General features: G+C 44.4%; 12 protein-coding genes. 10 read left to right on the forward strand and 2 right to left on the reverse strand.

The genetic code is table 11. From position 1 onward, the window contains the following. Positions 1-114: 114 nt before the first annotated feature. The 8 genes from ACQRCC_RS10750 (at position 115) to ACQRCC_RS10785 (ending at position 8152) form a co-directional block, all read left to right on the forward strand. Positions 115-1197, forward strand: a complete 1083-nt coding sequence (locus ACQRCC_RS10750) for a rhamnulokinase (protein ID WP_427850771.1) — start codon at positions 115-117, stop codon at positions 1195-1197. A gap of 53 nt (positions 1198-1250) precedes the next feature. Continuing rightward, entirely contained in the window at positions 1251-2507 is a 1257-nt protein-coding gene (locus ACQRCC_RS10755) for an L-rhamnose isomerase (protein WP_427850772.1), read from the forward strand. 37 nt (positions 2508-2544) lie between these two features. Continuing rightward, positions 2545-3372: a rhamnulose-1-phosphate aldolase gene (gene rhaD, locus ACQRCC_RS10760; protein WP_427850773.1), complete on the forward strand. Its 828-nt coding sequence runs from the start codon at positions 2545-2547 to the stop codon at positions 3370-3372. 139 nt (positions 3373-3511) lie between these two features. Continuing rightward, complete coding sequence (nhaC, locus tag ACQRCC_RS10765) at positions 3512-4906, forward strand: Na+/H+ antiporter NhaC (RefSeq protein WP_427850774.1); 1395 nt, start codon at positions 3512-3514, stop codon at positions 4904-4906. Between the two features lie 466 nt (positions 4907-5372). Continuing rightward, positions 5373-5510 carry a hypothetical protein gene (locus ACQRCC_RS10770; RefSeq protein WP_427850775.1) on the forward strand — a complete coding sequence of 46 codons (138 nt, stop codon included), beginning with the start codon at positions 5373-5375 and terminating at the stop codon, positions 5508-5510. A gap of 39 nt (positions 5511-5549) precedes the next feature. Beyond that, positions 5550-6458 (forward strand): LysR family transcriptional regulator, encoded by a 909-nt coding sequence (locus tag ACQRCC_RS10775; protein WP_427850776.1) that lies wholly within the window; start codon positions 5550-5552, stop codon positions 6456-6458. Positions 6459-6663: 205 nt separating this feature from the next. After that, positions 6664-7188, forward strand: coding sequence for a C-GCAxxG-C-C family protein (locus ACQRCC_RS10780; RefSeq protein WP_427850818.1), 525 nt, complete (start codon positions 6664-6666; stop codon positions 7186-7188). Between the two features lie 43 nt (positions 7189-7231). Beyond that, positions 7232-8152, forward strand: coding sequence for a TDT family transporter (locus ACQRCC_RS10785; RefSeq protein WP_427850777.1), 921 nt, complete (start codon positions 7232-7234; stop codon positions 8150-8152). A gap of 68 nt (positions 8153-8220) precedes the next feature. Here ACQRCC_RS10785 and ACQRCC_RS10790 read toward each other — a convergent pair whose 3' ends face one another. Together ACQRCC_RS10790 and ACQRCC_RS10795 are read right to left on the reverse strand one after the other, a co-directional pair. After that, positions 8221-11880: a multicopper oxidase domain-containing protein gene (locus ACQRCC_RS10790; RefSeq protein WP_427850778.1), complete on the reverse strand. Its 3660-nt coding sequence runs from the start codon at positions 11878-11880 to the stop codon at positions 8221-8223. Positions 11881-11894: 14 nt separating this feature from the next. Further along, the gene (locus ACQRCC_RS10795) at positions 11895-12830 is read right to left on the reverse strand and encodes a DUF2935 domain-containing protein (protein WP_427850779.1); all 936 of its coding nucleotides are present in this window, start codon (positions 12828-12830) and stop codon (positions 11895-11897) included. 15 nt (positions 12831-12845) lie between these two features. On the opposite strand from ACQRCC_RS10795, the gene ACQRCC_RS10800 reads away from it, so the two are divergent. Together ACQRCC_RS10800 and ACQRCC_RS10805 are read left to right on the forward strand one after the other, a co-directional pair. Continuing rightward, positions 12846-13415 carry a response regulator transcription factor gene (locus ACQRCC_RS10800; RefSeq protein ID WP_427850780.1) on the forward strand — a complete coding sequence of 190 codons (570 nt, stop codon included), beginning with the start codon at positions 12846-12848 and terminating at the stop codon, positions 13413-13415. Beyond that, complete coding sequence (locus tag ACQRCC_RS10805; protein ID WP_427850781.1) at positions 13409-14638, forward strand: sensor histidine kinase; 1230 nt, start codon at positions 13409-13411, stop codon at positions 14636-14638. Before ACQRCC_RS10800 ends, ACQRCC_RS10805 begins: the two co-directional genes overlap by 7 nt. Position 14639: the final 1 nt, after the last annotated feature.

The raw sequence follows: 14639 nt of genomic DNA on the forward strand, positions 1-14639 counted from the left end.
TGTACCAGAATGGAAAATAAGGACAGTTTTTTAGTCAAACCAGAATCTAAAACAGGGCACCGGTTTTTGATATAGTTACCTTAAACGAAAGGGGAAGAGAAAGGAGAAAATGTGATGCAGACATATTATTTGGCAGTTGATATTGGCGCTTCCAGCGGACGGCATATCCTGGGTTATCTCGATAATGGCAGGATGATTCTGGAAGAGATCTATCGTTTTGAAAATGGTATGACCAGTCAGGATGGTAAAAAGCTGTGGGACGTTCAGAGATTATTTGCTGAAATCGTAGCAGGTATGAAGAAGTGTAAAGAGATAGGTAAAATTCCTGTGAGCATGTCTATTGATACATGGGCAGTTGATTATGTATTACTGGATGAAAAGAATCAGGTACTTGGGGACACGTACGGCTATCGTGACAGCAGAACAACGGGAATGGATGCGGAAGTGTATAAGGCAATTCCGGAGCCGGAGTTATATCGGAAAACCGGAATTCAGAAGCAGATTTTTAATACCATTTATCAACTTATGGCTGTGAAACAAAATACACCGGAACTTTTAGAAAAAGCAAAGACATTCCTTATGCTGCCGGATTATTTTCAATTCCTATTGACTGGCAATAAGGTGTCAGAGTATACAAATGGAACATCTACACAGCTGGTAAATCCATTTTATAACCAATGGGATGAATCCCTGATTAAAAGTCTGGGGTATCCTTCAGAGATATTCCTTCCATTGTCTGTGCCGGGGACGATTGTGGGCAACCTTACGGAAGACATTCAGAAAGAGATGGACGTGAATCATGAAGTGTTCCTGGCACCTGACAGTATGATTCAGGCAATTAAGGATTATTGTGCAGATACGGATCAGAAAGTACCGGAATCAGTTGGAGAGATAGCGACGGTTATCTACCAGAGTCTGGCTGAATGCTATGGAAGAACAGTGCACGAGATTGAGGCAAATACACATAAGGAATATGATGAAATCCATATCATAGGAGGAGGCGCAAATGCGGATTATCTGAACCAGTTAACGGCTAATGCAACGAAGAAAACGGTGTATGCAGGACCTGGAGAAGCAACAGCTATTGGAAATATGATGGCACAGATGATCCGGGACGGAAGGTTTAAGAGTTTATTTGAAGCAAGAAAGTGTGTACGGGAATCCTTTGATATAAAAATCTACGAACCACAATTGTAAGAAAATCAACGAAATAATAGTAAAAGAAAATAGAATGATAAAGGAGAAAAATTATGGTGACGCGCTATGAATCAGCAAAAGAAATTTATGCAAGACTTGGTGTAGACACAGAAGCAGCAATTGAAAAATGTATGAATATCCCGGTTTCTCTGCACTGCTGGCAGGGAGATGATGTCATCGGATTTGACCACGAAGGACCGCTTACCGGAGGAATTCAGACAACCGGAGATTACCCGGGAAGAGCAAGAACACCGGAAGAGCTTCTGGCAGATATGGATAAGGCAATGAGCCTGATGCCGGGTAAGAAAAAAATCAATGTGCACGCATGCTATGCGATTTTTGAGGATGGCGAGTTTGCAGACCGCGATAAACTGGAACCAAAACATTTCCAGAAGTGGGTTGATTTTGCAAAAGAGAGAGGAATGGGATTAGACTTTAACCCAACATTTTTCTCACATGACAGAGTGAAAGATGGTCTGACACTTTCAAGTCCGGATGAAGAAACAAGAAAATTCTGGATCGAGCATGGAAAGGCATGCATCCGTATCTCTTCCTATTTTGCAGAGCAGACAGGAGTTCCCTGTGTTATGAATATCTGGACGGGGGATGGGTACAAGGATGTTCCGGCTGACCGTATGGGACCGAGAGTCCGCTATAAAGAATCTATTGATGCAATCCTTTCAGAGCCTTATGATCCAAAGATGGTAAAACCATGTGTGGAATCTAAAGTATTTGGTATCGGAGTTGAGGCTTATACAGTAGGTTCAGCAGAGTTCTCACTTAGCTATGCAGCAGCAAATATTGACAAATGTCTGCCGCTTATGGACAACGGACATTACCATCCAACGGAAGTCGTTTCTGATAAGATTCCGGCATTATTGACATTTTTCCCGGAAATCGCGCTGCACGTTACACGTCCGATCCGCTGGGATTCTGACCATGTGGTTCTGTTCGACGACGAGACAAAAGAGATTGCAAAAGAAATCGTTCGCTGTGAAGGCGGTATTGAACGTACTTATATTGCACTGGATTACTTTGATGCATCCATCAACCGTATTTCCGCATGGGTGACCGGGTTCAGAAGCTTCCAGAAAGCACTCTTAAGTGCACTTTGTACTCCGAATGAAATGTTAAAAGAGCTTCAGGATACCAATCAGATGTCCAAGAAGATGGTAATGCAGGAAGAAGTAAAGACACTTCCAATCGGGGATATCTGGGAAGAGTACTGCAGAAGATGCGGTGTAGCGGCAGAAGGCTGGTTTGAGGAAGTAGAAAAGTATGAAGCGGAAGTCCTCAGTAAGAGAAATTAATCCAAATAAGAATATGTTCTGGAAGGAGAAGAAAGTCATGAGTATTGTAGATGTAAAATTTGTACAGGGATTTATCCGTATGTGTAATGATGGATGGGAACAGGGATGGCATGAGAGAAATGGCGGAAACCTCTCTTATCGTATGAAAGAGGAAGAAGTTGCAGAAGTAAAGGAGTATTTAAGCTTCGACGGCGAATGGAAAGAAATCGGTACATCTGTACCGGATCTGGCAGGAGAATTCTTCATGGTAACAGGAAGCGGAAAGTATTTCCGCAATGTAATCCTGGACCCGGAAGACAGCATCTGTATCATTGAACTGGATGAAAAGGGTGAGAACTACAGAATTTGCTGGGGATTGGTAAATGGAGGAAGACCGACAAGTGAACTGCCAAGTCACCTGATGAATCATGAAGTGAAAAAGAAAGCCTCTGGCGGTGCACACAGAGTAATCTATCATGCACATACAACGAATGTTATCGCGTTGACCTTCGTTCTACCGTTAACGGATGAAGTGTTTACAAGAGAATTGTGGGAGATGGCAACAGAATGTCCGGTTGTATTCCCAGGAGGAATCGGCGTTGTGGGATGGATGGTTCCGGGAGGCCGTGATATAGCGGTAGCTACCAGTGAACTGATGAAACAGTATGATGTGGCAATCTGGGCGCATCATGGAATGTTCTGTTCCGGTGAAGATTTTGATCTGACATTCGGACTTATGCATACAGTAGAGAAATCCGCAGAGATTCTTGTGAAAATGCTGTCTATGCGCCCGGACAAGCTTCAGACGATTACACCACAGAATTTCCGTGATCTGGCAGTAGATTTTAAAGTGGAACTGCCGGAAAAATTTTTATATGAGAAATAAGAAATCATGAAAGACTTTGAAAAATCCGCTGGCTGGCAGGCCGGCGGATTTCTTAATTGAATCACTCGCTCCCACATGCTATACTATGCAAAGAAAGCATACTTGAAAGTGATAATGGGGAAGGAGAACTTGGGGTGTTATGAAAAATAAAAAAGAGGTTAAGATTATTCACGCTGCGATTGTGTTTGTGATTCTGGTTGCAGCGATGTCAGTCAGTATTATCAGATTCGACGCAGGTGTTCATATTGCCATGTTTATCGGTGTGTGTGCAGCAGCAATTATGGCCCTGTATCTGGGATTTGACTGGAAATTTATAGAGACATCCATGATAGAGGGTATTATGAATGCTATGAATTCTATCATGATTCTGATAACAGTAGGAATTCTTGTGGGTGTGTGGATTCTGAGCGGTGTAGTCCCGAGTATGATTTATTATGGATTAAAGCTATTGTCCCCGTCGGTGTTTCTGGTTGCAGCAGTATTGATATGTTCTATTACTTCTCTGGCGACGGGAACGTCCTGGGGAACGGTGGGAACGATGGGACTGGCATTGATCGGTATTGCAGTCGGACTGGGTATTCCGGCTCCTGTGGCAGCAGGTGCGATCATTTCCGGAGCATACTTTGGAGATAAGATGTCGCCGCTTTCTGATACAACGAATCTGGCACCGGCTATGGCGGGTACGGATGTGTTTACACATGTGAAGTTCATGATGCTTCCGACAGGAATTACTTATATCATTACGTTGGGCATATTTGCCTTGATGGGAATCCAGTATGCAAATGGGACAGGTGTAGATATGAGCGAGGTCAGTGAGATGAGTCAGGGACTTACTTCCATGTTTCATATCAGTCCATTTCTGCTTTTGCCTCCGGTCATTGTAATTGTGGCAGTGGCGAGAAAGATACCGGCGCTTCCGGGAATTACACTGGGCATATTTGCCGGAGTTCTCTGCGGTTTCATTTTCCAGGATGGAATTACCTATGGTGATGTGATGGTTGCGGGAATGAGCGGATTTACCTGTGAATCCGGTGTTGAGGCGCTTGACAGTCTTCTTAGTACTGGTGGAATCGAGAATATGATGTTCTCCATATCGCTTACGATGATCGCCATGATGTTTGGCGGAATTATGGAGAAGACCGGTATGCTGGCTGCAGTTGTTAAGAAGATTGTTAAAGTTGCAAAGAAGCCAGTGGGGCTGATTACAACAACGGAACTTACCTGCTTTCTGAGTAATCTTGTGATGCCGGAGCAGTATATATCCGTTGTCATTCCGGGAAGAATGTATGCTGATACTTATAAAGAAATGGGACTGCATCCAAAGACGCTTTCCAATGCACTGGAAAGTGCCGGAACAGTAACATCTGTACTGGTTCCATGGAACACCTGCAGTGTGTATGTGGTTGGTGTATTGGGCGTATCGACAATGACTTATCTGCCGTATTGCTATTTTAACCTGTTGATGCCGTTTGTGACGATTATCCTGGCATTCTTTGGAATCACCGTGGCAAAAGAAATTAAAGAAGAAAAATAATTTGTAAAATGTCAACGACTGTTTTCAATGAGATGTTGTAAACAGTCGTTTGTTTTTTTGAATAAAGAGAAACTTGCTTTCACATGGGCGGGAGAGATTGATATAGATTTTCATTCATGAGGAATTTATCTGTGCACACATTAAAAAGATTGACATAATATAGTTTGGATGATAGTATTATTGATACAAATTGATTGATAAGACTTTACGCCGCAGATAAAACCCTCTATAATATTAGTATGATACCAGTGGCAAAAGGGCTAAGCCCACATGAGCTTGCTCATAAGTGGGTGAAAGTCCTTGGGACCCGCCCCGATATGAGCATAAAAGTGGGATGATAATCCCGCGATATGCGAATGTCGGGCAGGATTGTGGGAGTGCAAAGCACGGAACAATCCGTAGGTATCATAGTTGGGGGCTTTTGACCCCAACATCATTAGTATCAAATGAAAAGGGGGCTGAAAGGATGAACGAATATATGACAGGTAAAGAAATTGTAAATCTAATTAATAAGCTTGAAGAAAAAGGCATTTCAGCAGAAGAAATCATAGAAATTATCAAGTATATCGAAACGGCAGATCCCAAAGACCCAGGTAATAAATAGTTGACTCAAAGTAACTTACAGACAAAGGTGTAAAGTCTTATGAATATCAAAGATCTGAATGTATTTATTACGGTAGCTGAGACAAAGCATCTCACGAATGCATCGAAGCTTCTGTACATGACCCCGCAGGGCGTCAGTAAAATAATAAAAAATCTGGAAAGTGAATGCGATTGTGAGCTTTTTGTTCGAACCGGAAATGGAATGGAGCTTTCGGAGTGCGGAAAGCATTTTCTTGAGTATGCGATCAAAGCAAAATCCGAATATCATGATATGAGAAATGAAATTCTTCGGATTAAGCAGAAAGAACGGGGAGTGGTTGACCTGCTTTCGGCATTTGGGATTTTGCGCCTTGTGACACCGGAGTGCATCATGGATTTTAGGCGAAAATATCCGGAAATTGAGTTCTCCTACAGAGAGTGTCCGGATAAGCAGATAGAGCGCTGGTTCTTAGCAGGGGAGGGTAATGTCGCTTTTTCACTGGCACCATGTGATGAGGATGTGTATGAGGTCCTGGAACTAGAATCATTTGAGGTTAAACTTCTGGTAAATAAAAAGAATCCGCTCAGCAGGAAGAGTTCTGTTACGATAGAAGATTTGAGGTATGAGCCTCTTTATATAGAGAGCAGAGAGTTTAAGATTCATGATTTGATCGTAAACAGATGTCGTGATGCCGGGTTTGAGCCGAAGATTGTTTTTGAAACAAGCGGGTTCAGTCTGTGTCACAAGATGGTCAGGGAAAATAAGGGAATCTCTGTTACGGTGGACTTTGTTTCGGATGACATGGGACATGACGATCTGGTGCTGCTGCCGTTTTCGGATGGAAGATATGAATGGACTATCTGTATGCTTACACGTAAAAATGAGGTCGTTGGTAATGGTGTGGATATTTTTCAGAAGCATGTGAAAGACTGGATGGACAGAATCAGAGAAGGAAATATAAAAAGATAGTTGAACAGATGTAACAAAAAGTGGATAAAACTCCGGAAATTTTACTTTTATTACAAAAAAAGTGCAATTTTCGGAGTTTTTCTTCTGGATTTTTTTACTTATAGAAAAAAGCAAAACATTTATTAATTTTATCGATTAGAGTGCGCGAAAAGAAAGTGATACAATGAAAGACAAATGAAATCATAACGTTAAGGAGGAAAATATGATGAATATTGGAGTAACGGAAATCAGCCCAAGAGCGGTACAGCAGGTGGCAGAGGCAAAATTTAAAGGTGGTTATTATTGTTGTGAAGCACTGATCAGTGCGATTCGTGATGAGTTCAAGCTGGATGTTCCGGAGGAAGTGATCGCAATGGCATCCGGTATGGCAGTTGGAGCAGGAAAGTCAGGTTGTGTCTGTGGTGCATTCAATGGAGGTATTCTGGCATTGGGACTGTTCTTCGGACGTACAGAACAGGATGGACCTACGAATCCGAAGAGTGTGAAATGTATGGAGCTGACAAAAGAGCTTCATGACTGGTTCAAGGTAGCAAACCAGAAGAATGCTATCTGCTGCAGAGTTCTTACAAAGGAATTTGATAAAGGAAAAGGTGAGCACAAGGAACAGTGTATTTTCTTCACAGGCTTATGTACATGGAAGGTTGCTCAGATTATCTGTCGTGAACTGGGTATCAAGAATCTGGACGAGATTGATGAACCGGCACCAAGACGTACACTTGCCGAAATTTAGAAATGAGATGACATTTCTGTCATGACAGAAAGGAAATATTGACATGAAGAATATGATAAAAAAGGTTCCGGTGCCTCTTTGCGGCGTTATGCTTGGATTTGCGGCATTGGGAAATTTGTTACAGAGCTACGGTGAGGGAATCCGCTCTGTATGTGGAATTGTGGCAGCGTTCTTATTAATCCTGGTTCTTGCAAAATTAATCATGTTTCCGCAGATGATTAAAGAAGATATGCAGAATCCGATTATGGCAAGTGTTGCAGCAACATTCCCGATGGCGTTGATGCTGCTCAGTACCTATGTGAAGCCTTTTATTGGACCGGCTGCAATGTATATCTGGTTCTTTGCGATTGGGCTGCATATTGTGCTTATTGTTTATTTCACTGTGAAGTTTATTGCAAAGCTTCAGCTTCCGAAAGTATTTGCAAGCTATTATATTGTATATGTGGGAATCGCAGTGGCAGCAGTGACAGCGCCTGCATATGAGCAGCTTGGGATCGGAACAGCAGCTTTCTGGTTTGGATTTATAACACTGATCGCATTACTGATTCTTGTGACAATCCGTTATGTGAAATGCCCACAGGTTCCGGAACCGGCACAGCCACTGATTTGTATTTATGCGGCACCTACAAGTCTCTGTATTGCAGGATATGTACAGTCAGTAACGCCGAAGTCAAGAGGATTCCTGCTGGCGATGCTCGCAGTTGCAACTGTGCTTTATATTTTTGCACTTGTGAAGGCAATTGGATATCTGAAACTGAAATTCTATCCAAGCTACGCAGCATTTACATTCCCGTTTGTTATCAGTGCGATTGCGACGAAACAGACAATGGCATGCTGTGCGAATATGGGACAGCCAATTCCGGCACTTCAGTATGTAGTTCTGATTGAGACTATTATTGCAGTAGTGTTGGTAGTATATACATTTGTGAGATTTATGGGATTTATTTTTGCAGGAAATAAATAAAGAAATGGCGGAGCCTGGCAGACTAAGTAAAATCAATCTGTCCAGGCTCCTTTTAGTTTGGTTGTAGTTTATTTATCTGTTGATATGCACTGCAAGATTTTATGGCAGACATTCCTGCATCTGCAGCCAATGCCCTGTTTCATTACGCGGAAGATTCCCCACATTCCGGACTCTACATCCCATTTCAGGCTGCCGGAGCGGTAGAGGTAATCACCGGGGCAGGAGGCTCCGTCTTCCAGTTCCATGCTGAAGGTATTTCCAATGCTGATGCCTCCCTGTAGTGGAATCACTCTGGAGAATGGATCTGAAGGTTGTTCCTTCCACTTATGACCATGGATGGTCAATTCCACATTACGGGGTTTGTCAGCAGGCATCATGGTTCGGAAAATGACTCTTTCTCCTGTGTAGGCTCTGAACAGCGGAGTTGCGGGATCCCCGTGAATCCGGCTGTTGAAAATACGGGAGATCCGGCTGCTTCGTTTCAGTCGGTTTGCAAATCGTTCGGAGCGGTAATTATAACCTTTTTCTCCGGTGTCTTCTGCATCGATGGCATCTCCATCATCTTCCTGTATCGTCTTTACAAGTTCCCCTTCTGAATCCAGCATACGGATACCGTTCTGAATCATGAGGACGCATTCGCGGAAGCTTTCTACACCCGGAGCGGTGATGACAGCTTCTTCTTCGTACATTGCCCGGGCAAGAGAGCAGCTGCGGTACCAGGAAGCTCCGGCCGGTTCAATAATAATGGTTCCGAACAGTCCATGATATCTGTGATTACGGATATCTCCAAAGGATTGGATGATGCAGGGACCGTATTCTTTATCCGCGTACCACAGATATTTCTTGCTTTCTCCCACACCGACGGTCTGTTCCCTGTTGTTATAACCTACGTTGATTCCGGAATCACATACCGGGTCATAGTGCAGAAACTGTGGATTCAGAGATACACGCATGGAAGGCTGATATCTGTAATCCAGAGGGACTCTCGGATAGTCGAAATATTCGATAGGGTGTGCCGGATTGAAGAGATTGTGAAGGGTGACTTCAATCCATTCACCGGCATTTGCCCTCAGGATCAGAGGCTTCGGCTGATAATTTCCATAAAGTGCACAGTCTGCATCTTCAAGGGGAACGAAGAGTAATCCGTCCGGGTCATGATCTCCGTGATGATTATAAGGAATGTTTCGCTGTATGGCAGCGATTTCGTATTTGCGTATGACAGCGTCTTTATCAGGACAGAGTGGAAGCGGCAGGATACTGTCTTTTCTGCTGCATAATGGTTTCAGGTGTTTTACGGGATGATCATATGCCCGCAGGATGCCCCAAAGTCCCAGCCAGACATCATCAACACCTCCAAAGTAGTAGAGGTAATCTCCCGGATAATATTTTTTGGTAATCCGGAGATTGAAAGCCTCGGAGATTCCCAGCGTCTGAGAGGCAACAGTGGGGGAATGAGGGTCTGCGATTTCCCGCTGCCATGATAATCCGGTAAGATTGAAAACGTGCTGTTCTTCGTGGGCACCATCCAGAAGGCGGATGATAATTTCATCTCCCGGATATGTCTCAAGAATCGGAGTAGCAGGATCCTGATGAACCAGAGAACTGAAAATATAGGCCGGGTCTTCTCCTTTTTTCAGACGCTCCCGCATAGGTTCACAGCGGTAGTTGATGCCCATTACGCCGGGGTCATCGTGGGAACCGGGGACGGCCGGAGGGTTCAGTGCATTACCGTCTTTGTCAAACAGGTAAGCAAAATCATGGACAAACAGGGCGAATTCCCGGAAGGAGGTTCCGTCCCTGCGGTGGATGACAGCCTGAGTGCCTCGTCGAAGTTCTCTCCCGCTTCGGGGACTGTGGAAGGTAGCTCCTGCCTCTTCGATGATCAGTGCTCCGAATACGCCGTGAAGCTGGTGAGAATTGGCGAACAGGTGGTCATGGAAGAATACCGTGTTAAGCTCTGTATCTGCAAAGAAACGTTCAATCAATGTCTCATACTGTCGGGCTCCGGCAATATTATTCCAGCCATTTGCGGCACCATCGGAGACGATGGTGTCGAATTTTACCAGATGAATGTGATAAGCTGCAAAATCTGTCAAAGTTTTCATCTGGAAGGGACTTTCCTCAATATATTCCGGAAGAAGGTTGGTAAGGCGAATTTCGATGCAGTCTCCTGCATTTGCCCGTATGACAAGAGGTTCTACGCGGATTTTCTGTTCTTCGACTTTGCGGATATAAGAGTCGAGGCCGCCGTGGAATTCCAGATCTTCTTTCAGGACAAAGAACCGTCCCTGTGGATCGTTCCAGCCGTAGCGGTTATAAGTGACCTTCGCCTGAACCAGTGCAATTTCAAATACCTTTACTTCGGTATGTTCCGAGCAGGGGCAGGTTTCGGAATAAAGGGCTCCGGGAGCGTAATTTTCCACAAAATTTGCCCGTTCCATATCGGTGGGTAAGATGATACTATCGTCATCAGAGTTTAAAATACCCAGAGGCGGCTGTAAGGGGCGCTCTCCGAAGGTCCCGTTGATAAAATTCGGATAACCTGGATGGTCCTCATCTTTTGGCGGGGGAGCTTCTCTGTCTTTTAATGGCATGAGAGGAGGAATCACTGTGCCATCGGGAAGTCTGCCGGTGCCGTCTTCCAGCCGGTCATGGATTCGCCACAGGGTCCACATTCCTTCGTGAAAATGAGGATAGAGGTGGCAGTGGAAGATCACGTCGCCAATCGTTCCGGTCAGACTTCCTGCTCCATGGAGAATATCCAGTGTATAGCATTCCTGTGGTCCCAGGGTGATGGAATCCAGGATTGTAGAAACCGGGTTTTCCGATTCCAGACGCCATTGATGGTTGTGGAGATGGAATACATGGGTTTCTTTGACTCCGCCATGGATCAATCGGATTTTTGATGGATCTCCGACGTAAGCACGGGGGATTGGAGGTGCCGGATCTCCATAGACCCAGGAGCTCATGGAGATATCTTCTCCGGTGTCTGCATGGTCATCTGTCAGAGGTTCACGGTTGCGCATGGGTTCTGAACGATAGCTGATTCCTGTGGTAGAGGAAGGCAGGCCGGTATGAGGGTCCATGGGCTGATTGCCATTTTTATCCCGTATTTCCAGCTCGTCATGGAAGAATACGGCGTATTCCCGAAATGCGGGTCTGCCGGGGGAATAAATATCTGCGAAGAGACCGCTTTCCAGCTCGTTACCAGTCTCAGGATCCAGCCATCTGGATTGTGGAGATTCTACGATGATGGCACCGAAGAGTCCGTGAATGTTGGTTCCTTCTTCACTGCTTCTCATATCTCCCATATCGTGGAACATATACACACCCTCCCGGTCGGCAAACCAGGTGTAGGTAATCTGTTTCCGGGTGGTGGTATCTCTGTTATAGCCCACACTGGACCCATCAGATGTCTGCACATCATAGTCCATTCCCAGAACATGGATGGAGAGATCGCGGTTCAGCGAGTGGGAGAATGAGATTATGACGCGCTCTCCTGCATTTGCCCGTATGACAAGAGGCTTCACTTCCTCATACGGCTGAGGAGTTTCTAGAGAGAAATTACGCAGTGCTTCCCTCCGAATACGGGAGGCATCTTTCTTTAGTACATATAGAAGTCCATTTGGGTCATAATCACCGTATTTGTTGTAAACAATCGGAATTTCGATTGCTTCGATCTCATAGTAACGGGTCCGCTCAGGACAGGGGTAGTTACAAAGTTCCATATCTCATCCTCCTTCTACCTGGTTCGTCCGGTTTCCAGCATACGGATATAGTGATTTGCTTCCCGGAGTACATGGTCGGCCAGGAGAGGCAGAATAATGGACGAAATCTGACAGTCAAGAATGCCTTTTGTTCCGGTGGCTTTAAAGTCGCGGTATTTCAAAGTTTCTTCCAGAGATTTTTCCGTCATGGCATTCGCACGGCAATTCTGTTTTCTGGCTTCGTGGAGGAGTCGGGAGTAGTCTTTGGAAAAACTGTCGGCAGTTTCTATTAACTGTGCTTCTGACGGATCCAGCAAACCGCGGATAAACCATGCATGCTCCATCATGATCCGATTCCAGAAATTCTCGGTCTCATACAGATTCTGGTAGGAAATACTTCTGTTGGTCATAAGCTGCTCTACGATGTCGCGGTATAGTCTGGCTTCTCTGGTGATGTGCTCAATAAGCAGAGGATAATTGACCGTGAAGAGTTGTGCATTATTTACCCTGTTCAGGATACGCTCTTTGAAACAGATCAGATCTGTCAGAAGATTAAGAGCACGTTCATTAATCTGTATAACTGTTTGATATAAAGAAGAAATTTCGCCTTTTATACAACCACAGCGGAGTCTCTGTGCTAATCCGGTAAGATTGCTGTCGATGGGAATGCCGCTTAAGGTTTCGGTTTTCTCTTCGGCACAGACGGTAAATTCAGTGACCAGTTCGCTGGATCGAAGAATAGGTTCCTGAACGACTCCGTCAGCAATTTCCAGAGTGTCCCGCAGAAGCTCTTCAAACTCACAGCGGAAATGGTGCGCTTCTTCAATAAACTCTTTTTCGCAGCAGGGAAAGCCTGCTTCCAGGAAAAGAGAGTGTTCTTTCATGATTCTTGCAAAGAAAAGATGAGTCTCTATTGAGAGTACAATGTAATCATTCAAGAGAAAAATAAATTTTCTGTTGATATTGTCCATAATGGCAAGGATGCTTTGGAGTATTTTTATAACGGAGACTATGATGCAATTGTATTGGACATCATGATGCCGGAGATGAACGGTTTGCAGGTGCTGGAAAATATAAGAAAAGGGAGATCGGGTATCCCGATTATGATGCTGACGGCAAAGGGAGAAATCGAAGACCGTGTGGCCGGTCTGGAAGCGGGAGCGGATGATTACCTTCCCAAACCGTTTTCAACCAGGGAATTTGTTGCGAGAGTTAAAGCTCTTGCCCGAAGAAATGATAATTATGCAGGCAGTATTCTGAGTCTGGGGAATGTCCAGCTGGACTGTAATCGCTATGAATTATCTTCAGGGAGTAAGTCGGTAAGGCTTAATAATAAGGAATATCAGCTGATGGAGCTCTTTCTCAGACACCCGCATTTTGTGTTTTCCTCGGAGCATATTATGGACAAGGTCTGGGGACAGGATTCAGAGGCGGGAATGGATGTTGTCTGGACCTATATCGGTTTCGTGAGAAGAAAACTGAAAATGCTGGAGGCAGATATTGAAATCAGGACTGTCCGTGGAGCAGGATATATACTGGAGGAAAACAAATGCTGAAAAAGATGAAACTTCGCTTCATTCTGGCAGCTATGACTGCTTTTGGAGCTGTTATGATCGTATTGGTTCTGGGGATAAATATAATTACTTATTCGGTTACAGCAGGAAGACAGGATAAAATGCTTGCGGGAATCATGGAATATGAGCAGATGAAAATGTCCCTGCCTGTGGCGGATATGCCTATGATATCAGAGATGCCGTGGGCGAACGGTCCGGAGGCGGATTTTACAACCCGCTTTTTTTGTGTGCATTGTGATGAGCTGGGGATAATTGAAAGTATTTCAAGGGAGCATATCTCGTCCATAGATAGGGCCACGGCTCAGTTTTATTTGGAAAAGGTAATGTCGAAGGATCAGAAAAATGGTTATGTGGAAGAATACCGTTATATGATACAAAAAGATGCAGATGGTTTTACGGTTGGGTTTCTGAATGTATCCAATGAACAGAGATTTGTGCATTCTCTTTTCTGGACTTCTGTGATCATTGCTCTGGTCAGTCTTTTGGTGGTTCTTGTTCTGATTATTTTGATTTCAAATAAAGCAATCAGACCCTATGCAAAAAATATGGAGAGACAGAAGCGGTTTATCACGGATGCCGGACATGAGCTGAAGACGCCATTGACTTCCATTGCAACCAGTGCCGATATACTTGCAATGGAGGATGAGGACAATGAGTGGATTAAAAATATTCAGAAGCAGACGGCTCGTCTGACACGTCTGGTAAGTGATCTGGTGGCACTTTCCCGTTTAGATGAGGAAATGCCATTTCCGGAAAAAGCAGAGTTTTCCATTAGCGATGCGGCGTGGGAGACGGCAGAACATTTCGCTTCTCTTGCACAGGCAGAAGGGAAAAAATATTCCCAGCATATTGAAGAGGAGCTTAAGATGGAAGGGGACAGGAGTGCGATTCAGCAGATGATGTCGATCTTACTTGATAATGCTGTCCGATATTCAGATAAGGGCGGTGAGATACATCTGGATATCTATCATAAGCATAACAAAATATATGTGGAAGTGTCGAATACCTGTGAGCTTCCGGGCGACAGCGAGTTGAATCGTCTGTTTGACCGCTTTTACCGGTTGGATGAGTCGCGTTCTTCTAATACCGGCGGTACCGGAATCGGACTTTCACTGGCGAAGGCGATTGTAGAAAATCACGGGGGAAAGATAACGGCAACCAGTAAAGATGGAAAAACCATCCTTTTTCGGGCTATATTTTCATAAA

It is taken from the genome of Sporofaciens sp. SGI.106, assembly GCF_050314255.1.
Classification (GTDB): Bacteria; Bacillota; Clostridia; order Lachnospirales; family Lachnospiraceae; genus Claveliimonas.

Coding starts and splice junctions, on each gene's coding strand:
- ACQRCC_RS10750 (WP_427850771.1), top strand. CDS start 115: ATGCAGACATATTATTTGGCAGTTGATATTGGCGCTTCCAGCGGACGG.
- ACQRCC_RS10755 (WP_427850772.1), top strand. CDS start 1,251: ATGGTGACGCGCTATGAATCAGCAAAAGAAATTTATGCAAGACTTGGT.
- rhaD (WP_427850773.1), top strand. CDS start 2,545: ATGAGTATTGTAGATGTAAAATTTGTACAGGGATTTATCCGTATGTGT.
- nhaC (WP_427850774.1), top strand. CDS start 3,512: ATGAAAAATAAAAAAGAGGTTAAGATTATTCACGCTGCGATTGTGTTT.
- ACQRCC_RS10770 (WP_427850775.1), top strand. CDS start 5,373: ATGAACGAATATATGACAGGTAAAGAAATTGTAAATCTAATTAATAAG.
- ACQRCC_RS10775 (WP_427850776.1), top strand. CDS start 5,550: ATGAATATCAAAGATCTGAATGTATTTATTACGGTAGCTGAGACAAAG.
- ACQRCC_RS10780 (WP_427850818.1), top strand. CDS start 6,664: ATGAATATTGGAGTAACGGAAATCAGCCCAAGAGCGGTACAGCAGGTG.
- ACQRCC_RS10785 (WP_427850777.1), top strand. CDS start 7,232: ATGAAGAATATGATAAAAAAGGTTCCGGTGCCTCTTTGCGGCGTTATG.
- ACQRCC_RS10790 (WP_427850778.1), bottom strand. CDS start 11,880: ATGGAACTTTGTAACTACCCCTGTCCTGAGCGGACCCGTTACTATGAG.
- ACQRCC_RS10795 (WP_427850779.1), bottom strand. CDS start 12,830: ATGGACAATATCAACAGAAAATTTATTTTTCTCTTGAATGATTACATT.
- ACQRCC_RS10805 (WP_427850781.1), top strand. CDS start 13,409: ATGCTGAAAAAGATGAAACTTCGCTTCATTCTGGCAGCTATGACTGCT.